Origin of the sequence: Acinetobacter sp. TSRC1-2, assembly GCF_049895885.1 — a bacterium.
Classification (GTDB): domain Bacteria; phylum Pseudomonadota; class Gammaproteobacteria; order Pseudomonadales; family Moraxellaceae; genus Acinetobacter.
In genome coordinates this window covers 1-24,348 of the sequence record NZ_JAFCTF010000008.1, presented here as the reverse complement: position 1 = coordinate 24,348, position 24,348 = coordinate 1, and the positions used below count along the sequence as shown (strand labels likewise).

The following is a 24,348-nucleotide window of genomic DNA, read 5'->3' as shown; positions in this document are numbered from 1 at the left end:
CTCAGTACATTAATTTGAACAAATATATTGTCAAAACAATTAAATCTTCTAAAAAACAAGAGTATGATGTGCACAATTTATCTTTTGAGTGCTCATTTTATGTCCAGCTGGTTTCCCAAATGGCGTCCTTATTCAGGTCAAATCGATGCACGTCCAGTCGGTACCAATGAGTATCTTCCCCCTGCTCAAAGCGTAGTCTTAGGGGTGCAACATGCTTTTGCCATGTTTGGCGCAACGGTTCTTGCACCTTTTTTGATGGGTTTTGATCCGAACCTGGCCATTTTAATGTCAGGGATTTGTACCATTCTGTTTTTTCTCATCACAGGTGGTCGCGTACCGAGTTATTTAGGTTCAAGTTTTGCTTTTATTGGTGTGGTGATTGCTGCTACCGGTTATGCCGCGTCTGGTACAGGCGCACCCAATGCCAACTTAGCCATAGCTGCTGGCGGCATCATGGCCTGTGGTGTGTTATATGCCATTTTTGGTTTTATTGTCATGGCAACCGGCACCAACTGGATTGAAAAACTGATGCCTCCAGTCGTTACCGGTGCTGTGGTCATGATTATTGGTTTAAACCTTGCACCCGTTACGGTGAAAGGTGTAGCAGGCAATAACTTTAACATGTGGATGTCACTGGTGACTGTACTGTGCATGGGCTCGATTGCAGTATTCACCAAAGGGTTGTTGCAACGTTTGTTGTTATTGATTGGATTGCTGCTTGCTTATCTGACATATTACATTGTTTCCAATGTCATGGGCTACGGTACACCCATTAACTTTACCCCGATTCAACAGGCAGACTGGTTTGGTGTCCCAACTTTCCATTCGCCTGTATTTGATATCAATGCCATGCTGATTATTGCCCCGATTGCTTTAATTTTAGTGGCAGAAAACTTGGGTCATATTAAAGCTGTGGGTGCAATGACCGGTGAAAACCTTGATCCGCATATTGGTAAAGCCTTTGTGGCTGATGGGATTGCCACGACCTTATCGGGTGGTGTCGGTGGTCCCGGAATGACCACGTATGGCGAAAACATTGGCGTGATGGCTGTAACCCGTGTCTATTCCACCATCATCTTTGTATTTGCCGGTTTATTTGCAGTATTTTTAGGTTTATCTCCTAAGTTTGGTGCAATTATTCATACCATTCCGACTGCCATTTTAACCGGTGCATCGATTGTGGTATTCGGTTTGATTACCATTGCCGGGGCTAAAATCTGGATTGAAAACAAAGTTGATTTCTCTAAAAACAAAAACCTGATGGTGGCTGCGGTGACCATTATTTTAGGGACAGGTGACTTTGCACTGCAATTCGGCAACTTTAACCTCGGGGGTATTGGTACGGCTACATTTTCAGCCTTGATACTCAACTGGTTCTTTAGCTTGGGCGAAAAATCATAAATATAAATAGATATTTTTAGGCAGCCGAAAGGCTGCTTTTTTTGTGTCTAATGCCAACAAAATTTTAGTATGATGAGCTGACTTTCACTTAAATGACACAGCACATGCGACTGGACTTTTTTGATCTACAGCTATTTTTAAATATTGTAGATACTGGCAGTTTAACCAAAGATGCTGAGCGCTCTTCTATTTCCTTACAAGCCGCCAGTGAGCGGATTAAAAAAATAGAACAACAGTTCGCAGTGCATTTATTTACCCGACATGCTGCTGGGGTCAAACTGACTATCGCTGGGCAAACGTTTGCGGAGCAGGCACAGTTGCTGATCCAGCAAAGCAGACACCTGCAACAGGTTATGGCAGCGTTTGCCGAAGGCTTAAATTCGCAAATGACCTTATGGTGTAATTCTTCTGCACAAAGTGAATACCTTCCGTTATTTAAAACCTACTTAAACCTACTCAAGTGGGTTTAATGTTTAATTCCTACTTCACCATTAAGAACCAATTGCATTTGCGCTTGGGATTACCTCAATTCGATAGGCTGTCACGGTGTAACTCACCGCCATAATGATTGCTTCAAGCAACCATTAATTCTTTATCTGCATGTTTCAGAATATTAATTGCAGCATTTTCGTCCCTATTATGCGTAGCATTGCACGAACATTGCCATTGACGCATTGAAAGCATGAGATTTTGATTTAATTCACCACAATGAGAACACATCTTGCTACTTGGAAAGAATCTTCCAACCGAAAGCACCGATTTGCCATTTTGTTGTGCTTTGTAGATCAATTGTCGCTTGAACTCATAGAACCCCATATCCGATATGGCTCTTGAAAGCTTGCGGTTTCGTACCATACCTTTGACATTTAAATCCTCAATTGCAATCACATCAAATCGTTTAACTAAATCAGATGTGACTTGGTGAAGATTGTTTTTTCTTAGGCATGATATTTTGTAGTGCAAACGAGAGAGCTTGGTTTTCGCTTTTTCTCTGTTTTGACTACCTTTCTTTTTACGGCTAAAAGACTTGTTTAGTCGTCTTAGTTTGGCAAGCTGTCTTTTTAGTGGCGCATTGGATGGAATAACCTCACCACTAGACAGGGTGGCGAGATTGGAAACACCTAAATCCACGCCAATAGACAAACCTGTTTTGGGTTTTAATTTTTCAACCGGATTTAATTCGGTGGCAATGGATGCAAACCACTTACCGCCTTGTTTAAAGATTTTTGCTGATAATATTTTCCCCTGAAAGCGTAGGGTTTCAGTCATCCTCACCCAACCTAAATTTGGGATTCTGATTTTTTTATCTTTAATTTCAAATTGGTCATTAGATAATGAAAAACGATCATCTACACCTTTTTTTCTAGGAGTTGGGTGCTTTGATTGACCAGTAAAAAAGCGATCAAAGGAATTACCCAATTGCTTAATGGCAAGTTGTGGCGAGCATTTGGTCACTTTAAGCATAAATGGATATTTGTCACGCTTGAAAGAGTTTAGATGTTTTCTTATTTTGGATTCGGATGGTTTATTTAGAAGTTTTTTATCCACCTGAACGCCATAATATTCACACTGATCTCTATATTCCTGATCTGCTTTATATTGACGTTGCCATTCCTTTAAAGCCCAATTATACGATAAACGGGCAACGCCACACGCTTGAGCGAAATGGCTTGCTTGCTTATTGTTTGGCAGTAATTGAATTACATGCCCTCGTATAAATCGGCTCATAGTGCGTCTTTGACCGCCTGAATTAGTTTTTGATTTTTCTTGCTGCGACTGCCATACAGTCTTGCTGAAAATACGGTAATGATCTCTAAAACATCTTGTGCAAGTTCTTCTTCAAAGCATAGATTTTCACCCTTATTAAGAATGACAATCTCTACACTTTTAGCTTCGCATAGTGCAAAAACCAATTCAGCACCAAATCGTAATAAGCGGTCTTTATGTGTTAAAACCAAGCGACCAATCTCATCATTCATGATCGCTTCAAGTAACTTATTTAAGCCTTTTTTCTTATAGTTCATGCCCGAACCAAGATCAGATATTAATTCAAACGTCCAACCTTGATTCGCACAATACATTTCAAGAACTTGTTGCTGTCTGACTAAATCTTCTTTTTGGTCATGACTAGATACCCTTGCATATGCAATGGTTTTTCTGTTGGATTGGCTGTCAAGCTTATGTATTTGCTCAGGCGTGATCTTACTCAGATCATATCGTCTGTGGTTTTTCGGGGTTCTATCTGCAACTAAAGTGCCTTCTTCATCCCAACGTCTTAATGTTTGAATGGAAACACCTAATGTCTTAGCTGCAACGCTAATGCTTACATAATTACTCATAATGTATATAATAGTATAGAAATGAGTAGATTTCAATTAGTAGTTACAAACCCCATGAATCATGAACTAAAAGATAAATCAGCACTGCACTTAGGCGATGTGCTGCATTATCCCTTTGTCGGTTTAATGCAATATCATTCCCTGCAACAATCTATTGAAACACAGGCTAAATTACTCGGCTGCGCAATTCAGTACCGTTTACGCTTACCCAATTTTGCAGCGATTGCACAAGTGGTTGCCAATGGGGGTCGGCATTGCGATTATGCCGAAACGCGCTGCCAGTCGCTTAAAGACGGTTTATGCATTTCATCATATTGAACTGACCGGAGACTGGGCCAATCGCAAACTACTCTTGGCGGCAAAAAAATTTGACCAATTGTCCGTATCCTATCAACATTTCAGTCAGTTTTTACTTTCCCAAAAGTCCAAATTATTGATTTAATTTCCACTATGGCATATTGCGTTGCAAGCCGGTTTTCAGATGATTCCAAACTGATGCAGCACCATATAGCCACCAAAAATCACCAGACCACAGAAGAACACTTTACGGAATTTTTGTTCCGGAATGCGATAGCGAATTTTTGTGCCTAGCCACATTCCGACCAGAGCAGGTAATAATGCAATCAATGACATTTTATAGTCGATAGGAATATCCTCGACAGGATTCTGATGCAGAAATACAGCCAGGCAAATGGTAGAGATGGTAAATGCCAAACCTAAGGCCTGCACCAGCTCATCACGTTTTAAATGCAGTGACTGCAAGTAAGGCACCACCGGAATCACCACCACGCCGGTTGCTACCGTCAACGCACCGCCCAGATAGCCAATAATCGGAGATAAGCATTTTTCATGTGGTGCAAGATTCGGCATATTTTTCGAAAATAAACCGTACAACCCATACAGTGCCAACATTCCACCGAGTAAAGCTTCACTTTGAAATTCGCTATGTCCGAGTGTCGGGAAAATGCTCCAGATTGAACCGACAATAATACCAAGCAATAAGGGCCAAAAACGGCGAACCAATTTGAGCACATGACCTTCTGCAAACAGTTGCCAAAAGTTGGTCACCATAGAGGGCACAATAAGCAAAGTTGCAGCTTGAAACGGACTGATAAAAATGGTCAGCAAGCCCATGGAAACAGCAGGTAAACCCAGACCAATGGTGCCTTTAATCATGCCGGCAATAGCAAATACTGCAATGACAAACCCAACCATGCTGGGTACTCTTCAAATCGTAGCACTATGCTAGATGAATAGTAAAAATTGAAAAATCATTGTTTTTTGGACTAAGCCTCAATGATATATTGAGGTCTATTTAAACAGGTACAGATATGGATCATTTTTTATTTTAAATATGACAAAATGTTAAAATTAGATTAAAAATTAATCAAATAATTACGTGATTACATAAAAATTTCAACAATTCACCCCTTATTTTTAAGCTGTACTTAAATATCTGATTTATAAATTATCCTTTCTCCTTTTCCCGCTTATATATCTCCAATTTGGGGCTTCTATATCACTTTATCTGCTTTGTTGATTTCTAAAACGGGTGGATTTTTGATCAAAAACTATTTAAAGTACGCGCTTCCGATAAATGTACGCAATGTAATAACATATCGTTTAAATGAGTTTGAGGAAAAAATATTGGTATTTCAGTTCTGATAAATACTGTCTATTTTTTTCTAAAAGCGATTGAAGATAAGGTAGAGATTTAAGAATGATTTATGATGCACATCATAGCAATATGATTAATGCTGCAAACCAGAACACTGCAGTAATCTCCCAGAAATATCAAGATAATCAAGCGGGTTTAAGAGCCAAAAATCCACAGAAGAATAAAGGCATCCCCTATCTTGATTTACGTAAATTCACACAGAAGTTACATAGTATTTCCTCAGCCACCAGTACTGCAAAATGTGCCCGAAGCATTCGTATTGCACTACAGTCAGCAGGGGCTAGAATTTTAAACCATCCTGTGGCAGCTGCAGATTGGGGTCATACGCTCCAGACCATTGGCTACAAGCAGATCAAACCTTCGTTTGATCAACCGCGGCAAGGCGATATCTATATTATCGATCGAACCCAAAAACATGTGTATGGTCATATTGCCGCCTATACTGGCCGCCAATGGATTTCTGATTTCCGACAAAACAGCCATGCGGTTTATAAGAATGATAAAGTGACTTATACCTATTACCGACTTGTGTAAATAGATTGATCGTACAATTCGAATAGACACCTTAATAGGTGTCTTTTTTATAGCAGGCTGGGCATGAGTTGAAATCAAATTAGGGTCTAATCTCTTTCAACTCTCGTTGAATAAAGCGTTGAATCATTTCTCTATACAGGTGTTCAACCAAATCCGGATCGGTTCCCAATTCAATTGCTTGCGTACGCACTTTGCTAATCACTTGCTCAACCCGTTCCGGTGACTGCACATCCTGCACAGTACGTTTAAAGCGCACCGATTGCTCGACATAAAATTGACGCGTCGCAATCATTTCAATCAATGCGGTATCAATGGCATCAATCTTTTCACGGACTTGTTCTAAAGACTCACATTTTTCTTTCTTCATCTTTTCTATCATCGTTTTCACTTTTATATTGGTCTTCTAAAACATTAGAAAAAATGCTTTCAATCATCCAGACACGGTACAGGCTATTAAACACATAACTTTGACCGTCAATGCGAAGTTCAAGCACAGGAAAATCAGGCTGTGATTTCATTTCACAGAGTATGTCATTTTCTTTCAGTTTGGCAGTGATATCTTCTTGGGTTAATTCATTGATTTCTAAATCACGCTGCATCTGATCAAAATGTGATTTAAATGACAGATCTTTGCCTTTGGTCCATACCGCCTGCAAAATGTTATACATCGCATCAACACGCTGCTCTTCAGGCACACTGTAAAACAGTTGCGCCATCTCAAAAGTGGCAGACTGTGTGGGACGGCAAAATGGGGTAAATTTCACGTCTGTGCGTTTTGAAAGACGAGTCGCCAAACTCCAGTCAAATAGATCGCGTCCATGATAAGAAAGCGGATAGACATTGAGGTGAATATTATAATAATTCGCCAGTTCTTCTTTAATATAAGCCAATAATAACCACGAGATCGGGTCTTCAAGTGCAATATACAAATCCAGTTCTGGATCTAGCGCCTGAATTTCATTCAGTTCTTCTGCATCACTAATCAAATGTTCGCGCCAATCAATATGATTAATCAGGAAGATGGGATTTCCGGTCAGCAGTTTTTGTTGTTTTAAACGACGCATCAGCCGAAGTAAGTCATCTACCGCATGGTATTTACGCTCACCAAATTCAAAATAACTGGCAAGCACTTCGTCATCATTAAAAATACGTTCTGGAAACGCTTGAACACTATGATGTCGGCTGGCCATGGCATGCAATGTACGTAATTTTCCATACTGTTTTTGCCACAGCATATGGAATACGTCTTCGAGTAAATAGAGAAAATCTTGACCGCGTAATGGGGTATTGCGAAGGATGGTTTCTGCTTGTTTTATGGCATCGAGGGGCGGTTGTTCTGGGGTTTCATGGAAACTAAAGCGATGCTGTTTAGATAGAATTTTGGCATCGTTCAAGCAGTAATTTTGCCACTCGATTGCAGACATACGATTGGGGGGTTGTGCCGTTCGGCTGGAGATAATCACTTTTAAAGGTTTCAGTTCATCACTCAAAATTTCTTCAAGTTCAGGTAACTGCTGCACAGCCAAATAACTGTACACATCATCCAGACGTAAATGGATACTTAAACCCTGTTCCGTAGATAACACCACTTTACGAGTCGGCTTTTGGTAAAACCAACGCGATCGAAGTGGATCAAACCAACGGCGCAACAGTGACATGAGATAAGCCTCGAAAAAAAACCCTTGTAGTGCTACAAGGGTTTATAACAATTTGTTAGGGAATGATCAATTATACATCTAAATTTAAATCCGTAACTGCCCCTTTTTCAGCCCCTGTGGTCAATTTGGCAAACTTCGCCAAAGCACCATAAGTATAATTGGGTTTGGGTTTCACCCAAGCGGCCTTGCGTGCAGCCATTTCTTCATCGGAAATATGCAATGTCATTTCTCGGGTTTCAGCATTAATGGAAATTCTGTCGCCATTTTTAACCAAGCCGATCGGACCGCCTTCATAGGCTTCAGGGGTCACATGACCAATCACAAAACCATGACTCCCCCCAGAGAAACGACCATCCGTAAGTAAGGCAACAGATTTCCCTAAACCTTTACCAATAATAGCCGAAGTCGGTTTCAGCATTTCTGGCATCCCCGGACCACCTTTCGGTCCTTCGCCACGAATGACCACCACTTCGCCTTCTTGTACTTCACCGTCCAGAATACCACGCATTGCACCGATTTCACCTTCGAATACCCGTGCCGGCCCTTCAAAATACAGACCTTCTTTACCGGTGATTTTTGCCACGGCACCCGTTGGTGACAAGTTGCCTTTTAAGATCACAAGATGCGAGTCTTTTTTGATCGGTGCATCAAATGGCAGAATAATCTGCTGCCCTTCAGGATAGTCTTCAACATCTGCCAAATTTTCAGCCAAAGTTTTACCGGTGACGGTCAAGCAAGAACCATCTAGCATGCCTGCATCTAACATACGTTTCATTAACGGCTGAATACCACCAATCGCAATCAGTTCAGACATCAGGTATTTACCTGATGGACGCACGTCTGCAACCACAGGAATGTCCTGACCAATCCTTACAAAATCATCCAGTGCCAATTCCACACCTGCAGTATGTGCCATCGCAAGCAAATGCAGCACGCCATTGGTAGATCCACCCAGTGCAATCAGCACTTTAATCGAGTTTTCAAATGCCGATTTGGTCATAATGTCGCGGGGTTTAATGTCTAAACGTAGCAAGTTCATTACCGCTTCACCGGCACGCAGACAGTCAATTTTCTTCTCTTCTGAAACCGCTTCCTGAGCCGATGAACCGGGCAAGCTCATACCTAAGGCTTCAATCGCAGAAGCCATCGAGTTTGCGGTGTACATGCCGCCACAAGAACCCGGACCCGGCAAAGATACTTCTTCAATATGCTTGACCTGAATCGCGTTGATTTCACCTTTGGCATACTGACCCACAGCTTCAAATACAGAGATCATGTCAGTATGGCCCGCGCCCGGTTTAATCGTTCCACCATAAATAAACAAACCCGGACGATTTAAGCGCGCAAGCCCCATAATGCAACCCGGCATGTTTTTGTCGCAGCCACCAATCGCAATCACGCCATCATAAGCCTGACAGCCGACAACAGCTTCAATCGAATCCGCAATAATCTCACGTGAAACCAGTGAGTATTTCATGCCTTCAGTACCATTGGAGATTCCGTCAGAAATAGTAATGGTGTTAAAGATAATCCCTTTACCATTTGCAGCATTGACGCCTTTTTCTACTTCACGTGCCAACCCATCAATATGCATATTACATGGCGTGACATTAGCCCAGGTTGAGGCAATACCAATAAATGGACGGGTAAAGTCTGCATCTTTAAACCCTGTGGCACGCATCATTGAACGTGCCGGTGCATTTTCAATCCCTTCATAAACCGGTGCTGAATGCTCGCGGATATTGTCTTTACTCATTATTTTATTCCTTGGCAATGACCGATTTTAAGCTTCAGTCTGTAGCAATTTATCCTAAGATCATTGTTTGACATACTCCCCACTTTCACTTTGTTTAAGTAGGGGATTCTAAAAGCAAAAGCATTTAGGTGACTTCCTCGCGGATTTCACTTGTTTTCTGCTTCTTAGGGTGACCTTTACCGCATCCTCCCTCCACAGACAGTACGGCATGTCCTGCCGCTAGAATGTTACGTGCAGCATTAAAGTCTGCATTGGTAACATACCCACACTCGACACACTCAAACTTCGACTGAGTATGTCGATTTTCTTTGGCTACGTGACCACAATGATTGCAGGTTTGGCTTGTGTAATGTGGATTGACCTTAATCAGTAATCCACCTCGCCATCGCTGCTTGTATTTGAGCATTTCTACCATCATTGACCAACCCTGATCAAGGATAGCTTTGTTCAAGCCTGATTTGGCTTTCACATTTGTACCTTTCTGCTCTAGTGTGCCACTGGCCGATTTCGACATATTGGCTACTTTTAAATCCTCAACAACTATCATGGCGTGGTTTTTGCTGATGTGAGTGCTGATCTTGTGCAGGTAGTCCTTACGGATATTCGCAATATGGTGATATAACTTTTGAAGCTTTCGATTCTGCTTTTTCCAGTTTTCACTGAATTTAACTTTCTTGCACAGTTGTCGCTGCAACTTGGCTAATTTAGGCTGATTTTTTTTAAAGCTGTTCTTGGGTGCGATATATAAACCCTGTGAGGTGGCAAGCAGTTTCTTGATTCCCATATCCAAACCGATAGATGTTTTCGATGGATGGATGAAAGAATCAACAATTTCCTGTTCTGTGCAAAAGGCGATATACCATTGACCTGAAAGCTTAGATACGGTGACATTCTTAATTTCACCTTGTATCTCTCTCGATTTTATAAATTTCACCAAACCAATGTTGTTAGGCAGCTTAACTTTATTCCCTTCAATTCGACAGTATTTATGAAACTGAACCAAACGCAATGAATCATAATAATCATTCTTACGTTTGAATTTCGGCATAAGAGGGTGTAATTGCAGTTCAGTACCATCGGATAATTTAAAGAACTTCAACTCTTTAGGCTTACGCTTGTTCTGTTGCAAACGTGCATGTTCTTTAGGATTAAAAAATTTAGTCCATGCTGATGCTAAATCTCTCGCCTTTTGTTGCAAACTGACCGCATTGGAGTGGTTGGAGAGAAAAGCGAAATCAGGGTTGGATTTGACTAATGGTATTTTATTAACAAGATTTACTGCATTGATGTGTTCTTTAGCATGAAACATCTCAAATGACAGTGCTAAAAGTTGATTCCAAATAAAGCGCGTACAGCCAACAAGGTTATTTAAAATCACCTCCTGTTCTGCATTTGGCTCAAGTCGAAACTTATACGCTTTATTGATTTTCATAAATTAATTATGTTATTGAATTACAATAATATTATAAACGTAAAGCTAGATATTTTACAGTGGTTTTAGGTTTAGTTTTAGACAAAATTTGCAAAATCCGCCTCCTGAGAAGCGCTGCTTCGTAAGATCGGGTGGAGTCCTCTTTTGCTTTTATATAGAAAAGTGTTACTTGGAAATAAAAAGTGATTTACAAGATGGAAGGCTTTTAAGGAGCAAGCAACCTGATTTAGTTTATCTGGAATTATGGGGGTATTGATTGCGTATAACATGCTGAGAAGACAAATGAAATATGGCTAAACGCATAAAAGTGAGTCCATTGAGAATCAGCTTTTATCTTGCATCTATAGGTATTCTCAATGTATTAAGACATACCTATTTAGAATCCGCAGGAAATTTACCTAAACATTTAGAACACTTGTTGAAACAAGCCAAGATGTTTGTCTTACCAAAGAAAAGAAAAAGAAATGGTCCTAGGGTTGTGAAGATAAAACCACAGAAATATCCAAGAAAATGCCAGTCAATTTCTTAACTGACTGGCATTACTTATCTGGAATGCTTTTTTCAATTTGTAAAAGGAATTATAAATTAGATTTCACGTACCGCGCCTTTTGCAGCACTCGTAGTATGCATGGCATATGCTTTCAGTGCTTTTGAAATTTTACGTGGACGTTCCTCAACTGGATACCAGCCTTTTTGCTCTTGAACTTCACGACGCGCCGCCATGGTTGCATCATCCACTGCCAGGTGAATAGTACGATTTGGAATATCAATTTCGATACGATCGCCATCTTCAACCAGACCAATTGCACCGCCTTCGGCTGCTTCAGGTGATACGTGACCGATTGACAGACCAGATGAACCCCCAGAGAAACGACCATCTGTTAATAAGGCACATTCTTTACCCAAACCTTTCGATTTCAAATAACTGGTTGGATATAACATTTCCTGCATACCCGGACCACCACGTGGACCTTCGTAGCGAATGACAACCACATCACCGGCTTTAATGACACCACCTAATACTGCATCTACAGCTGCATCCTGACTTTCAAAGACACGTGCCGTACCGTTGAATTTCAAAATCGATTCATCTACACCGGCAGTTTTTACAATACAGCCATCAAGCGCGATATTGCCGTAAAGCACAGCCAAACCACCGTCTTTCGAGAAGGCATGTTCTGCATTACGAATGACACCGGTTTCACGGTTACCATCTAAAGTTTGATAATAGCGATCTTGCGAGAATGCAGTTTGAGTTGGTACGCCACCTGGTGCTGAACGGAAGAATTGATACACGTCCGGATCTTCAGTACGGATGATGTCCCATTTATCCAAAGCATCTTTTAAAGTCTTTTCATGAACCGTTGGAACATCGGTGATTAACAGACCTGCGCGGTCAAGCTCACCCAAAATTGACATGATCCCGCCGGCACGATGCACGTCTTCCATATGCACATCTTGTTTTGCAGGCGCTACTTTACACAGTACTGGTACTTTACGAGATAAACGGTCAATGTCATCCATGGTAAAGTCAACACCGGCTTCGTTTGCAGCGGCTAACAAATGCAGAACCGTATTGGTTGAACCACCCATCGCGATGTCTAAAGTCATGGCATTTTCATACGATGCTTTGGTGGCAATTGAACGTGGCAGAACGCTGTAATCGTCTTGTTCATAATGACGTTTAGTAATCTCAACAATCAATTGACCTGCGCGCTCGAATAACTTTTTACGGTTGGCATGGGTTGCAAGCGTAGAACCATTACCCGGTAAAGATAAACCTAAAGCTTCAGTCAAACAGTTCATTGAGTTTGCAGTGAACATGCCTGAACATGAGCCACAAGTTGGACATGCCGAACGTTCGTATTCTGCCACTTCTTCATCGGTATAGCTGTCATCTGCAGCAACAATCATCGCGTCGATCAAATCAATGGCTTTCTCATTACCACGAATTTTCACTTTACCGGCTTCCATTGGACCGCCAGACACAAACACCACCGGAATGTTCAGGCGCATTGCCGTCATTAACATTCCCGGGGTAATTTTGTCACAGTTGGAAATACACACCATCGCATCGGCACAATGCGCATTAACCATATATTCTACAGAGTCCGCAATCAGGTCACGTGAAGGCAATGAATACAGCATGCCGTCATGACCCATGGCGATACCGTCATCCACCGCAATGGTATTGAATTCTTTGGCTACACCGCCTGAGGCTTCAATTTGACGTGCCACAAGCTGACCTAAGTCTTTCAAATGGACGTGACCCGGTACAAACTGAGTGAAGGAGTTGACCACCGCAATAATCGGTTTACCAAAATCTTCATCTTTCATGCCGGTTGCACGCCATAAGCCACGTGCGCCAGCCATATTTCTTCCGTGTGTCGATGTTTTTGAACGATAGTCAGGCATTGTGTATTTCCAACAAAGTTTGTGCTCGAAATGAATCCTAGAATTCACTCTGGCTGAATGATACTGATATATAACGCTAAATCAGTCGAAATATAGACATATCTTACTACAGGTTGCGGTGAAGCAAAGTCCTATAAGCATGATCTTTTATGAGAGAAATCTATTGATCTTTCGACGATTCATATAAAATAAACTGATACTGAAAGCTAATATAACGCTATAACACTGAATTAAATACAAAACTTTCATGAATAATTTTTTAATTTTGCATTACTTTATTTTATTATTAATTACGTTTAAATAAAGCGATATCTTCAAAAACTTGAGATAAGTATCTTAGTTTCAGTAGCTTGTGAGTTCATGTACACGACCTTAGGTCTCGCTCTGGTTTTGCCTTATAATACGTTAAGTTTATTTGGAATTTCATGTGTGAAAATCATCTTTGCGGGTACACCAGAATTTGCAGCAGTCGCCTTAGACGCGCTCTTGAAAACAGAACATGAAATTGTTGCGGTATATACCCAACCTGACCGCAAAGCAGGTCGCGGGCAAAAACTTCACGCATCGGCAGTCAAACAATTGGCTTTAGAACACAACATTCCGGTTTATCAACCGCTACATTTCAAATCATCGACTGAAGAAGGTCTGGCAGCGCAACAACAATTGGCTGCCTTGGGCGCTGATATTATGGTGGTGGCAGCATATGGCTTGATCTTGCCGCAAGTGGTTCTAGACACGCCTAAATACGGCTGCCTCAATATTCATGGCTCTTTATTGCCACGCTGGCGCGGTGCAGCACCGATTCAACGTGCCATTGCCACAGGTGATAACGAAACAGGCGTGACCATTATGAAAATGGCCGCCGGTCTGGACACGGGTGACATGATGTATAAAACCCTCTGCCCAATTGAAGCCACAGATACTTCTGCCAGCCTGCATGACAAATTAGCCGAACAAGGTGCAACAGCCATTGCCGCTGTTTTAGAGTCGACAGAAAAACTGCAACACTATTTAGAAATGCGTGAAGTTCAAGATGAAGCTTTGACCGTCTATGCGCACAAACTGTCAAAAGCTGAAGCTCAAATTGACTGGACAATCGATGCGTTACAAATCGACCGTAATATTCGCGCTTTTAACCCATGGCCCGTAGCATTTATCGTACTCGATGAGAAAAACAACCTGCGTGTCTGGAACTCCCAGTTATCTAATGTCACTGCTGAAAATGCTCAACCGGGTGAAATCATTGCAATTGATAAACACGGCGTCCATGTTGCCTGTGCAAATAACACTGTAATCACGCTAACTGCTTTACAATGGCCCGGTGGCAAACCGCTGAATGCCGTACAAATTTTACAAACTCAAAAACTGAATATCGGACAAATTTTATAATGAGACAATCTCCCCACGCCTCTGGTAAGACTTTAAACTTACGTGCTCAGGTTGTTAAAACGTTATTGGCTGTCCAAAATGGTCAATCACTGGCATCAGTGTTAAATCAGCACATGAATATCGTGTCAGACAAAGACCGCGCGTTGTATCACGAATTGGTTCTTGGCTGTCTACGCCAGTGGCACGCACTGAAACAGGTGACTTTACCGCTTCTTTCTGTACCGCTTGAAAATGCAGTGGTTGAAACCTGTTTATATGTCGGTTTATATCAATTGCTATGTACCCGTGTGGCTGCACATGCCGCAATTTCTGAAACGGTAGAAGCCAGCAAACAATTGGGTATGGAAAGTTTAAGTGGCGTGGTGAATGCCATTTTACGCCGTGCAACGCGTGAAACCGAACAGTTCTACGATGTCCTGGAACAGGCATCGAATTTGCCAAGCTGGTTATCAAAACGTTTAAAGAAAGACTGGGGCGAACAACTGGCTGAAATCAGCTACGAGCTTAAACAGGTTGCACCACTGACTTTACGTGTCAATACCCGCCAAGTCAGCCGTGAAGAATACCTTGATATTCTTGAAGATGAAGGCATCGATGCACATCGTTGTGAACTCTCGGATGTCGGTATTGTACTGGATGAAAGTATTCATGTACCGAGCCTGCCTGGTTTTGAAGCCGGCGGTTTTTCAGTACAAGACGAACATGCTCAGCTTTGCGCAAGCTTAGTACCTAATCTAGACGGTAAATTTGTGATTGATGCCTGTGCAGCACCTGGTGGTAAGACGGCGCATCTTTTAGAGAAATATCAGCCGAAAAAACTGATTGCACTTGACCAAGATGAAAAACGTCTTAAACGTGTGTCTGAAAATTTGGAGCGCCTCATTCTCGACGGCAAACACGTTGAAATTATTACGGCAGATGCAGTGAAATGGACTGCGCCTGAACTTGCGGATTGTATCGTACTGGATGCACCCTGTTCAGCGATTGGTGTGATCCGTCGCCATCCAGACATTCGTTTATTGCGTCAGTCGGGTGATATTGCCAAAACCGTTGAGTTGCAAAAACAGATTCTTGAAAATATGTGGCAACAATTGAAAGTCGGTGGAACCTTGCTTTACATCACCTGCTCGATTTTAAAAGCTGAAAATGAACAGCAAATGGTCGATTTCTTCGCCAATCATGCCGATGCACAAGAACAAAAAATTGATGCTGACTGGGGAATTGAACAAATTCACGGTCGCCAATTACTGCCACAAGTGGGTCGTGGCGATGGGTTCTTCTATTGCCGTATCCAGAAAACTGCATAACTACATAACGGCGATGCGATTAAAAAAGGTGGCTTTTGAGCCACCTTTTTTGTGGCTATGTTTTTAACTATATATTTTTTAACTGACAAATTTAAAAATCACTAAACTAAGCGCTAGAGATGCCATCCCAATGACCAGTCCATACACCGTTTCATGACCTTGGGCGTATCGTTTTGCCGTGGGTAATAATTCATCCAGTGCCAAAAATACCATCACTCCGCCAATCACGCCAAATACCGCACCATAAACACTAAAACTCATAAAAGGTGCCAAAATAAAGTAACCGAGTGCCGCACCCAATGGTTCTGCCAAAGCAGAAACAAAACTGGCACCTAAAGCCAAAGCTCTACGCCCTGTCGCCATATAGACCGGCAAGGCAATTGCTATACCTTCAGGAATATTATGAATCGCAATTGCCACAGCTAATGGAGCACCCAAGGTCGGACTTTCCAAAGTTGCAAAAAAGGTGGCTAAACCTTCGGGGAAATTGTGTGCCGTAATGGCGAACAAGGTCAGTAAACCGGTGCGCTTTAATTGTCGTTGTTCGATCTCGGCGGCATTGTTCGGTTCAATGGTTTCATGCGGATTCGGAATGAAACGATCCAGTAACAAGACTAAAATCACCCCGAATAAAAAGGCAAAGGTGCCAAAAGCAAAGCCATAATCCGCACTATAAGCTTGGCTGAATGAAGCAATCGATTTATTTAAAATTTCAGTCAGTGAAACATAAACCATGGCGCCAGCAGAAAAAGCCAAGCCGAAAGATAACAAGCGATAGCTAGGCTGCTTAAAAAATAAAACCAATGCTCCACCAATCACGGTGGCCAATCCTGCAAGAAAGGTCACTGCAAATGCAATCCAGATTTGGTGCGGCAAAATGGTGTGCATCGCCATGCTCCACTTCAGAAACAAGAAAGTCATTATCATAAATGATAATGACTTTCATTTGCATGTATTGTCAGTGATGACTGATTTTTTTTGACTTAGAGGGTGTGCTGATCTTTCACTTCTTCAAGCACATCGTCTAACTCTTCAGGGTTTTTCATCAAGTGAAGAATCGACAAGGCCAATCCGCCCCATAAAAACACCATCGAGATAATCATCATCACAATTGCGGAAGTATTCATGTTTTCTCTCCTAGCGGTCTTTAACGCGAGCCAAAATAAAGGCAATGGCTGCACAGAAAATGACGCTGCCCCAGCCAAATAACCACTGCAGACTTACACTATAATCACCATAACCTTTTAATAACAAGTTAAAGATGGTCATTCCTAAAGTAACCAGCAAAATCAAAGAGGTAATCACGGTTAAAGTGAAATCCCAGCCTTTGCCCAATTGCACGGTGGAAATGGCATTGACGTGATTTCGGATCTCAACCAGAGCTGAACGCTTGAACCAGGCAATACTGATAATTGAAATCAACGCACCGCCGATAATGCCAATGTTATTGATGAAATGGTCAATAATATCGACCAGTTTAATCGAGTTAACACTTGAGAATAAAACGATAGAAACCAGTGCACTGCCCCCACCGACAATCGTGACTGCTTTTTTACGGCTCCATTTCAGCTTGTCCATCATGGCTGCAATTGGAACTTCCAAAATACTCACCATCGATGAAATACCGGCAACAAACAATGAGGTAAAGAATAAGATCCCGAATAAATCCGCACCAGCACCTAGGCTAGAAATGATTTTAGGGAATGCAATAAATGCCAGTCCAATACCACCACTCACTACGTCTTGCACATTGCTATTTGCGGTATAGGCCATGAACCCAAGCGCAGCAAAAATACCAATACCGGCTAAAATTTCAGTTGAAGCATTGGCAAAGCCCACAATTAAGCCTGAACCGGTTAAATTGGTTTTTGGCTTTAAGTAAGACGCATAGGTTACCATGATCCCGAAACCTACAGAAAGCGAGAAGAAAGTATGACCATAAGCCGCCAGCCAAACTTTATAGTCCATCATCGCAGACCAGTTCGGGGTAAAGAAGGCATTTAAACCCTCCACCGCGCCCGGTAAACGAAGTGCCTGAATCACTAAAAGGGTAAATAAAACAAATAATAATGGCATGAAAATCTTGTTGGAAAGCTCCACACCTTTTTTCACCCCACCATATAAAATAATTAAAGTGAGTGCCCAGATACCTGCCAGCGGCCAGAAAATATGGCTGACAAAACGCGGGTCAAAACCGGTTGCATCCGAAGTCTGCAAATAGGTTTTAAAGAAGAAAGCTTCTGGGTCACTGCCCCACATTTGACCGATAGAGAAGTAGACATAACTGCCTGCCCAAGTCAAAACACTGGCATAGTACAAACCAATGATGATACATACGCACACTTGCCACCATCCGAGGGTTTCACCACCACGGAATAGTTTTCGGTAAGCTTTGGGAGGTGAACTGTTACTTCTATGCCCCACCGCATAATCTAGAAATAAAAGTGGTAAACCTGCAGTAATGAGAGCAATAAGATAAGGGATTAAAAACGCACCACCGCCATTTTCATAAGCAATGTAGGGAAAGCGCCAAATATTACCTAAACCGACAGCCGATCCAACTGCTGCAATAATAAAGCCCGATCGTGATGTCCAGTTTTCACGAGAATCTGTCATAAAACACCTAAACCTTAGGCATCTTTAGCTGCTGCTTGTTGTTGGGTTATCTCGCGAGCAAAAAAAGTACCATTCAAAAATTAATCTTTTTATGTCTGAAGTTAGTTCTACGCCTTTTGAGCATTCTGTTCTAAATTACAAACAGGCCGTCATCACAAAATCTTGCTTAAAGTCTTTTGCTTCTTTTTGCCTTTCAATGAGTGAACAATACCCATTTTCCCGACATTTTTCTTTAGTTTTTGCGGAAATTATTTAATTTTATAATCTATAAATTATGAATTGATCAAAATATAGCTCATTTAATGCGTTGTTTAACTCAGGCCGCTCTTTTTAAAGCATGAGCTGATTTTTTATTTTGCTTAGATCTGCTTAGTTCAATGGCAATCAGCATATTTTAATCCACTGATTGCCGAAAATTTTTTACTTTTTAATCGCTAAAATACGCTCTTCCTGCATATCACGAATCGCATATTGCACACCTTCACGTCCCAGACCTGAGTCTTTTACACCGCCATAAGGCATGTTATCGACCCGAAAAGAGGGAATATCATTAATAATCACGCCACCGACATGTAAATGATCCCAGGCATACAGCATTTTATTCAAGTTCTGGGTATACACTCCTGCTTGCAAACCAAAACGGCTGCTATTGATTCGATCTATGCCTTGTTCAAAGCTCTTATATTTCTCCATAATCGCCACCGGTCCAAATGCTTCATCTTTGTAAATTTCTAGGGAAGCATCGACATTTTCAAGTAAAGTCGGTTCAAACATCACCCCATTCAGCTCACCACCAACAAGCAATTTTGCACCTTTTTTCACGGCTTTATCGACCCATTTTTTCAGACGCAAGGCTTCTGATTCTTTAATCATCGGACCAACCAGCGTACTATCTAGCCTCGGATCAGCGGCTTTAATTTTTTTCAGTTTGGCCACCAGTTTTTTCTTCAGTTCAGCATAGATATCTGCATGCACTAAAATGCGTTGTACACTAATACACACCTGTCCCGCGTGGTTATAGGCACCGCCAATCAAACGATCCACCAAAGCATCGGTAATTTCAGTATCCGCATCAATCATCACTGCAGCATTACCACCCAGCTCCAAGATCACTTTCTTACGTCCGGCACGTGCTTTCATGTCCCAACCAACCACATCAGAACCGGTAAAGCTGAGCAGTTTAAAACGGTCATCGGTGACCAGTACATCGGCATGTTCACGCGGACAGGGTAAAATCGAAAATGCGCCCTTGGGCAAATCTGTCTCGGCAAGAACCTCGGCAATTCTCAACGCTGAAATAGGCGTTAAACTGGCCGGTTTAAGCACAAATGGACAACCTGCTGCAATTGCAGGGGCAATTTTATGTGCAGTTAAATTTAATGGAAAATTAAACGGACTAATTAAGGAGACTGCACCAATCGGGGCATATTTCATCATGCCTTGATAACCCGATGCTGCCGCTGTAACAGCCAAAGGAATCATGCGTCCATCATCCAATTGAGTTACCGCATCGGCTGCAATTTGAAAGGTATTAATTAAACGTTCTACTTCAGCAGCAGCTGCCTTGCGTGGTTTTCCTCCTTCTGCAATCAGAATTTCGGTCAACTCCGCTCGCATTTCATTAAAGCGTTTCACACAATGCAATAAGATTTTTTGTTTTTGAAAAGGTTCTAAAGCCGCCATTTCTTTTTCGGCTTTTACTGCAGATTGAATCGCTTTCTCAATAGTTTTTTCATTTGCCAAAGCCACCCGTGCATAAACTTCATGCGTATATTTATGTTCTACTTCAAGCCATTGCTCTGTTTTAACCGCTTTACCTGCAACATATAGAGGATAATCAATCACGTTTACAGCTTTGTCTACCATGTAAAAATTTCCTTTTATTTTCTAGAAATAACAGCAATGCAATTTTCTTTCATTCACTATATGATGCGCTGAGTTGGGCAGTAGTTCATTATATTTAAGTAACAACATTATTTTCTAAAATAACAAATCACATCTTTAGGACATCCATGCAATCACTCAAATTATTTTGCTTCATCCTTGGACTTAGTGCTTTCAGCTCTGCCCAAGCCGATTTCATTGGGGTTAAAGCCAGCATTGATTACTGGAAATACAGTACAGATTTAAGCAATCCAGCATCAGCCCTTCCCCAGCCACAACTTGAAGATGATCACGCGATGTCATTTTCCGTAGCCCTAGAGCATCCTGTACCCTTTTTGCCCAATGCAAAAATTAAACATACTAATTTGCAGGCTGAAAATGATCAGAGTTTTGCAGGGGTGAAAAGCTATCAGGTCGATCTCGATTATTCAGACTTTATTCTGTATTACGAAATACTCGATAATGTTGTGTCTGCCGATATTGGTTTCGGTGCCAAATTACTAGATGGAGATATCCAGCAGAACTTTACCCAAAATGCAAAGGTCAGTGAAACGTTACCGATGATCTATGCAGAAGCAGGGATAAAACTGCCCTTTACCGGTTTAAGTGCTAAAGCAGAAGCCAGTTTTGCCAAGTTAACGGATACACAAGTCACGGACGCTCAGGTAGAACTGAAATATAATTTTGTGGAGAGTGTACTGGTAGATGTTGGTGCTAAAGCCGGTTATCGCATTTTGGATATCCAGCTTGAAGAAGGTTCAGAACAGGAAGCCAAATTGAAATTTAAAGGACCTTATATTGGTCTAGAAGCGCATTTCTAAAACACTGTTGTACGCTTTAGCTTACATGAACTGCAGAAAACGACAGCTATTCATGCTGTCTGATTCAGCCTATATTTAACTCATCAGGAAATAGGACGTTTCCAAAACTAAAAACAACAATAATCAGTTTGAGCACCAGGATGTGAGGTACGACAGGAGTTATACCTAAGTCACCAATACGAGAAAGCCCTATCAGGATGGTGGGGCTTTTTTCTTGCCTAAAATTAATTTTATCGAAACAAAAAAACCTCCCGAAGGAGGTTTAAGTTTTAATATTATTAATATTCAGTAATCTTAGAGGCGTTAAGAACGGCTAGGGTTTGCAGATGCTAAAACTGTTTGTTCAGCTTTTAATTTATCCGTTTTTGCTGGACGGATAAAGAACACAGCAATTGCACCAATAATCCCAGGAATAGCAACAGCGATAAAATTCCATTTATGCGGCAGTTCCATACCCAAAAGCATACCGATCACGATTGGACCGACAATCGCACCCGTACGACCCACGGCCGATGCCCAGCCAATACCCGTTGACCGGACTGCAACCGGATAATACTGTGCAACATAACTGTACAGTAAAATGCTGCTGCCAATTGAGGATGCGCCTGCCAGACTCACCAGTAAATAAATAACCGGCTGCGGAGAATTAAAACCTAATCCAACTAAGGAAAGTATTCCTACAATTAACATACTGATCAGAACGCGTTTAAAGTCAAAGCGGTCAGCTAACACCCCGCCACTAATTGTTCCAATGACTGCTCCAACATTCAATGCCAGTAAAAACATTAAGCTGCTGCCTAAAGAATAACCCGCTGCCATCATCAGTTTTGGCAACCAGCTGCCCAATGCATAAAGCATTAATAGACACATAAAAAATGCAAGCCAAAATAAGAATGTTCCTACAGCACGATTTTCAGTAAACAATGTTTTTACGGATGTACTTCCCGTTTGATCATTCGAAGCTAAAACCAATTGCGTATTGGCGGATATTTGCGCTGCTGGCTCAACTTTTTGTAAAAAATAACGCGCCTGATCATTTTTCTTTACTTTAACCAAAAATATTAAAGATTCCGGCAGGAATTTCCAAAATAATGGAACAAACAGTAAAGGAATAACTGCAATATAGAACATGATTTGCCAGCCATAATCCGCGGTAAACCATGATCCACATAAGGCTGCCATAATTCCGCCCATGGCATAGCCGCTGAACATGGTGGTAACTAAAGTACTGCGCACACGTTGCGGTGCATATTCTGAAGTTAAAGCCACTAAATTTGGCAATACCCCACCAATACCTAAACCTGCAACAAAGCGTAATATTCCAAATTCTGTTGGATTAGTGGCAAATCCGCCTAAAAAAGTAAACAGACTGAACAATGAAACACAAATTAAAATCACTTTTTTGCGGCCAATTTTATCCGCCAGCATGCCAAAGCCCATCGCACCAAACATCATGCCTGCTAAAGCAGTACTTGCCAACATGCCTGCCTGCACGGCACTCATACCCCACTCTTGCATCAGTAAGGGCAAAACGACTCCATTAATTGCTAAATCATAGCCATCAAATAAGACGATAAATAGGCACCACAGCACAAGTTTCAAATGAAACGATTTAAACTTAGCTTGATCCACTACAGCATTTACATTAATTGTTGTCGCTGTCATGAGTACTCACCTCCAATGTGAGACTTAAATTTCAATCTACAATGAGTTTCTGGCGGAATTTTGTCCACAACTTGAAAAGCATAAACTTATACCCTGAAGGTATAAAAAATCTGTTCTGGAATAAAATGTTAGGACAAAATGACTTATAAATAAGGATTTTTGTTACATATTTTGTTGTGAACTATAGTTCACACTTGTTTTTAATAACAAAAACAATATGTTGAAAAATTAAATTTTTTCACCCGACTAAAGAGGATTTGATTAGAAGATTGTCAGAGTTTGCCGACTAAAAATCGTAAAATGATAAGTATTTAGACTTTGAAATGAGCTATTAAAGATTGGTCGAAATTACAGAATTTTTATTATTGAGCTAGAAATCCTTCAAGATAAATGTCGTATTTTAATTTCATAAGCAAATAGAACACTTATCACACTAAAAAGAGCAAGAAATTTGAGCAGCTGGATGAGGGGCTATAATAGAAGTTATACTGAAGTAACTTATATAAAAAAGCCCTATCAAGGTAGGGCTTCATTTTTAGTGTATTAATGCAGGCTTTCTAAGCTTTTTAGGTAAGCCACAATTTCTTGGTTATCCGCCATTTCTGCGAGTTCTAAGGCAGTGTATGTACTACGATGATCAAGATCCGCACCTTTACTGATAAGTAATTTCACCACGTCCAAATGATTATTTTCAGCAGCGGCATGTAAAGCGCTATAACCTTCATCATCGGCAGAATTAGGGTCAATGCCCTGCTGTAAGGTTTCACTCACTTGTTCAATATCGCCCAGTGAAGCCCAGTACACAAGTTCAGGAAGATGAAGCTCGTCATCATCTTCAGGGACTGGGGAAAATGAGTTCAGTTTCATATAAATTTCCTAACTTTCAAAAATTAAATTACCAATTATTAAAAGGTATCTTAGATTGTGAAATTTTTACATGCCTCATTTCGTAATTTAATAAGAGTTTTTCAACTGAAGCCATGCATCTAACATTTTTTGGATTGGGACTTACTATTATTTCCTCAATTATATTCCTTTTTTCTTTAGCTAAAGCTTGCTCAATATAGGGAACTATATCGGACTTAAATTCTCTAAATTTTAACGAACTTGATAAATTTCTTATCACTATTCTCTATTGTAACAGGAGCTAAATAATCATCATCCATAAATATTTCTGTAGTTTGTAAAGCTAAGAAACCTATTGTCTCATGATGATATTCTTGAAAATCATTTAAATAGTCACAATGACTAGCCTACAAAGATTGTGAAGCTATATGCCAATTAATTGATGAAGACTATTATAGTGATAAAGCATAAGTAATTATTTTTATTATAAATATGATTGCACAATTATAGATCGTTATTATCTTTGGCATATAAAAAAAGCCCCGCTATTTAAGCGGGGCTTTTTAGGAATAATGAGCTGGCGATGACTTACTCTCACATGGGTAAC

At 41.0% G+C, this 24,348-nt stretch carries 19 protein-coding genes and 3 pseudogenes; 8 read left to right on the top strand and 14 right to left on the bottom strand.

The features are described from left to right. Positions 1-99 precede the first annotated feature (99 nt). Together ACP69Y_RS09715 and ACP69Y_RS09710 are read left to right on the top strand one after the other, a co-directional pair. Positions 100-1,401: a solute carrier family 23 protein gene (locus tag ACP69Y_RS09715; RefSeq protein WP_425918212.1), complete on the top strand. Its 1,302-nt coding sequence runs from the start codon at positions 100-102 to the stop codon at positions 1,399-1,401. Positions 1,402-1,505: 104 nt separating this feature from the next. Next, a pseudogene (locus ACP69Y_RS09710) lies at positions 1,506-1,835 on the top strand (LysR family transcriptional regulator); the annotation flags it as partial. A 139-nt stretch (positions 1,836-1,974) separates the two neighbouring features. Here the strand turns inward: ACP69Y_RS09710 and ACP69Y_RS09705 are convergent. Both ACP69Y_RS09705 and ACP69Y_RS09700 read right to left on the bottom strand, forming a co-directional pair. After that, positions 1,975-3,129: an RNA-guided endonuclease InsQ/TnpB family protein gene (locus ACP69Y_RS09705; protein WP_425918211.1), complete on the bottom strand. Its 1,155-nt coding sequence runs from the start codon at positions 3,127-3,129 to the stop codon at positions 1,975-1,977. Beyond that, positions 3,126-3,740, bottom strand: a complete 615-nt coding sequence (locus ACP69Y_RS09700) for an IS607 family transposase (RefSeq protein WP_425918210.1) — start codon at positions 3,738-3,740, stop codon at positions 3,126-3,128. The genes ACP69Y_RS09705 and ACP69Y_RS09700 overlap by 4 nt, the downstream gene beginning before the upstream one ends. Before the next feature lie 12 nt (positions 3,741-3,752). Here ACP69Y_RS09700 and ACP69Y_RS09695 point away from each other — a divergent pair. Further along, positions 3,753-4,182 (top strand): annotated as a pseudogene (locus tag ACP69Y_RS09695) (LysR substrate-binding domain-containing protein); the annotation flags it as partial. Between the two features lie 35 nt (positions 4,183-4,217). Here the strand turns inward: ACP69Y_RS09695 and ACP69Y_RS09690 are convergent. Further along, positions 4,218-4,955 carry a sulfite exporter TauE/SafE family protein gene (locus ACP69Y_RS09690; protein ID WP_425918209.1) on the bottom strand — a complete coding sequence of 246 codons (738 nt, stop codon included), beginning with the start codon at positions 4,953-4,955 and terminating at the stop codon, positions 4,218-4,220. 505 nt (positions 4,956-5,460) lie between these two features. On the opposite strand from ACP69Y_RS09690, the gene ACP69Y_RS09685 reads away from it, so the two are divergent. Continuing rightward, on the top strand, positions 5,461-5,952 hold the full coding sequence (locus ACP69Y_RS09685; RefSeq protein ID WP_425918208.1) for a hypothetical protein: 492 nt from the start codon (positions 5,461-5,463) through the stop codon (positions 5,950-5,952). A 79-nt stretch (positions 5,953-6,031) separates the two neighbouring features. On the opposite strand, the gene ACP69Y_RS09680 is transcribed toward ACP69Y_RS09685, so the two are convergent. The 4 genes from ACP69Y_RS09680 to ACP69Y_RS09665 form a co-directional block, all read right to left on the bottom strand. Then, positions 6,032-6,319: a chorismate mutase gene (locus tag ACP69Y_RS09680; RefSeq protein WP_425918207.1), complete on the bottom strand. Its 288-nt coding sequence runs from the start codon at positions 6,317-6,319 to the stop codon at positions 6,032-6,034. Next, positions 6,300-7,610: a hypothetical protein gene (locus tag ACP69Y_RS09675; RefSeq protein WP_425918206.1), complete on the bottom strand. Its 1,311-nt coding sequence runs from the start codon at positions 7,608-7,610 to the stop codon at positions 6,300-6,302. Before ACP69Y_RS09675 ends, ACP69Y_RS09680 begins: the two co-directional genes overlap by 20 nt. A 70-nt stretch (positions 7,611-7,680) precedes the next feature. Beyond that, positions 7,681-9,366, bottom strand: coding sequence for a dihydroxy-acid dehydratase (ilvD, locus tag ACP69Y_RS09670; protein WP_425918205.1), 1,686 nt, complete (start codon positions 9,364-9,366; stop codon positions 7,681-7,683). A 124-nt stretch (positions 9,367-9,490) separates the two neighbouring features. Further along, a complete protein-coding gene (locus ACP69Y_RS09665; protein ID WP_425918204.1) occupies positions 9,491-10,798 on the bottom strand; it encodes an RNA-guided endonuclease InsQ/TnpB family protein in 1,308 nt (435 codons plus the stop codon). Between the two features lie 154 nt (positions 10,799-10,952). On the opposite strand from ACP69Y_RS09665, the pseudogene ACP69Y_RS09660 reads away from it, so the two are divergent. After that, positions 10,953-11,327: pseudogene (locus tag ACP69Y_RS09660) on the top strand (IS4 family transposase); the annotation flags it as partial. Positions 11,328-11,383: 56 nt separating this feature from the next. On the opposite strand, the gene ilvD (ACP69Y_RS09655) reads toward ACP69Y_RS09660, so the two are convergent. Beyond that, entirely contained in the window at positions 11,384-13,213 is a 1,830-nt protein-coding gene (gene ilvD, locus ACP69Y_RS09655; protein WP_425918203.1) for a dihydroxy-acid dehydratase, read from the bottom strand. Positions 13,214-13,642: 429 nt separating this feature from the next. On the opposite strand from ilvD (ACP69Y_RS09655), the gene fmt reads away from it, so the two are divergent. Continuing rightward, on the top strand, positions 13,643-14,602 hold the full coding sequence (gene fmt / locus ACP69Y_RS09650) for a methionyl-tRNA formyltransferase (RefSeq protein WP_425918202.1): 960 nt from the start codon (positions 13,643-13,645) through the stop codon (positions 14,600-14,602). Further along, positions 14,602-15,909: a 16S rRNA (cytosine(967)-C(5))-methyltransferase RsmB gene (gene rsmB, locus ACP69Y_RS09645; RefSeq protein ID WP_425918201.1), complete on the top strand. Its 1,308-nt coding sequence runs from the start codon at positions 14,602-14,604 to the stop codon at positions 15,907-15,909. Before fmt ends, rsmB begins: the two co-directional genes overlap by 1 nt. Positions 15,910-15,987: 78 nt before the next feature. Here rsmB and zupT read toward each other — a convergent pair whose 3' ends face one another. The 4 genes from zupT to ACP69Y_RS09625 form a co-directional block, all read right to left on the bottom strand. After that, positions 15,988-16,797 carry a zinc transporter ZupT gene (zupT, locus tag ACP69Y_RS09640; RefSeq protein ID WP_425918200.1) on the bottom strand — a complete coding sequence of 270 codons (810 nt, stop codon included), beginning with the start codon at positions 16,795-16,797 and terminating at the stop codon, positions 15,988-15,990. A gap of 95 nt (positions 16,798-16,892) precedes the next feature. Then, the gene (locus ACP69Y_RS09635; RefSeq protein WP_131217930.1) at positions 16,893-17,036 is read right to left on the bottom strand and encodes a methionine/alanine import family NSS transporter small subunit; all 144 of its coding nucleotides are present in this window, start codon (positions 17,034-17,036) and stop codon (positions 16,893-16,895) included. Between the two features lie 10 nt (positions 17,037-17,046). Continuing rightward, complete coding sequence (locus ACP69Y_RS09630) at positions 17,047-18,525, bottom strand: sodium-dependent transporter (protein WP_425918199.1); 1,479 nt, start codon at positions 18,523-18,525, stop codon at positions 17,047-17,049. Between the two features lie 420 nt (positions 18,526-18,945). After that, a complete protein-coding gene (locus ACP69Y_RS09625) occupies positions 18,946-20,391 on the bottom strand; it encodes an aldehyde dehydrogenase family protein (RefSeq protein WP_425918198.1) in 1,446 nt (481 codons plus the stop codon). Between the two features lie 146 nt (positions 20,392-20,537). On the opposite strand from ACP69Y_RS09625, the gene ACP69Y_RS09620 reads away from it, so the two are divergent. Beyond that, positions 20,538-21,230: a TIGR04219 family outer membrane beta-barrel protein gene (locus ACP69Y_RS09620; protein ID WP_425918197.1), complete on the top strand. Its 693-nt coding sequence runs from the start codon at positions 20,538-20,540 to the stop codon at positions 21,228-21,230. Between the two features lie 303 nt (positions 21,231-21,533). Here the strand turns inward: ACP69Y_RS09620 and ACP69Y_RS09615 are convergent, their stop codons facing one another. Next, positions 21,534-22,895 carry an MFS transporter gene (locus ACP69Y_RS09615; protein ID WP_425918196.1) on the bottom strand — a complete coding sequence of 454 codons (1,362 nt, stop codon included), beginning with the start codon at positions 22,893-22,895 and terminating at the stop codon, positions 21,534-21,536. 543 nt (positions 22,896-23,438) lie between these two features. Further along, positions 23,439-23,762 carry an ankyrin repeat domain-containing protein gene (locus tag ACP69Y_RS09610; RefSeq protein ID WP_425918195.1) on the bottom strand — a complete coding sequence of 108 codons (324 nt, stop codon included), beginning with the start codon at positions 23,760-23,762 and terminating at the stop codon, positions 23,439-23,441. Positions 23,763-24,348: the final 586 nt, after the last annotated feature.

Excerpts from the sequence above, each read along its gene's own strand:
- ACP69Y_RS09715 (WP_425918212.1), top strand. The coding sequence starts at position 100 with ATGTCCAGCTGGTTTCCCAAATGGCGTCCTTATTCAGGTCAAATCGAT.
- ACP69Y_RS09705 (WP_425918211.1), bottom strand. The coding sequence starts at position 3,129 with ATGAGCCGATTTATACGAGGGCATGTAATTCAATTACTGCCAAACAAT.
- ACP69Y_RS09700 (WP_425918210.1), bottom strand. The coding sequence starts at position 3,740 with ATGAGTAATTATGTAAGCATTAGCGTTGCAGCTAAGACATTAGGTGTT.
- ACP69Y_RS09690 (WP_425918209.1), bottom strand. The coding sequence starts at position 4,955 with ATGGTTGGGTTTGTCATTGCAGTATTTGCTATTGCCGGCATGATTAAA.
- ACP69Y_RS09685 (WP_425918208.1), top strand. The coding sequence starts at position 5,461 with ATGATTTATGATGCACATCATAGCAATATGATTAATGCTGCAAACCAG.
- ACP69Y_RS09680 (WP_425918207.1), bottom strand. The coding sequence starts at position 6,319 with ATGAAGAAAGAAAAATGTGAGTCTTTAGAACAAGTCCGTGAAAAGATT.
- ACP69Y_RS09675 (WP_425918206.1), bottom strand. The coding sequence starts at position 7,610 with ATGTCACTGTTGCGCCGTTGGTTTGATCCACTTCGATCGCGTTGGTTT.
- ilvD (WP_425918205.1), bottom strand. The coding sequence starts at position 9,366 with ATGAGTAAAGACAATATCCGCGAGCATTCAGCACCGGTTTATGAAGGG.
- ACP69Y_RS09665 (WP_425918204.1), bottom strand. The coding sequence starts at position 10,798 with ATGAAAATCAATAAAGCGTATAAGTTTCGACTTGAGCCAAATGCAGAA.
- ilvD (WP_425918203.1), bottom strand. The coding sequence starts at position 13,213 with ATGCCTGACTATCGTTCAAAAACATCGACACACGGAAGAAATATGGCT.
- rsmB (WP_425918201.1), top strand. The coding sequence starts at position 14,602 with ATGAGACAATCTCCCCACGCCTCTGGTAAGACTTTAAACTTACGTGCT.
- zupT (WP_425918200.1), bottom strand. The coding sequence starts at position 16,797 with ATGCACACCATTTTGCCGCACCAAATCTGGATTGCATTTGCAGTGACC.
- ACP69Y_RS09635 (WP_131217930.1), bottom strand. The coding sequence starts at position 17,036 with ATGAATACTTCCGCAATTGTGATGATGATTATCTCGATGGTGTTTTTA.
- ACP69Y_RS09630 (WP_425918199.1), bottom strand. The coding sequence starts at position 18,525 with ATGACAGATTCTCGTGAAAACTGGACATCACGATCGGGCTTTATTATT.
- ACP69Y_RS09625 (WP_425918198.1), bottom strand. The coding sequence starts at position 20,391 with ATGGTAGACAAAGCTGTAAACGTGATTGATTATCCTCTATATGTTGCA.
- ACP69Y_RS09620 (WP_425918197.1), top strand. The coding sequence starts at position 20,538 with ATGCAATCACTCAAATTATTTTGCTTCATCCTTGGACTTAGTGCTTTC.
- ACP69Y_RS09615 (WP_425918196.1), bottom strand. The coding sequence starts at position 22,895 with ATGACAGCGACAACAATTAATGTAAATGCTGTAGTGGATCAAGCTAAG.
- ACP69Y_RS09610 (WP_425918195.1), bottom strand. The coding sequence starts at position 23,762 with ATGAAACTGAACTCATTTTCCCCAGTCCCTGAAGATGATGACGAGCTT.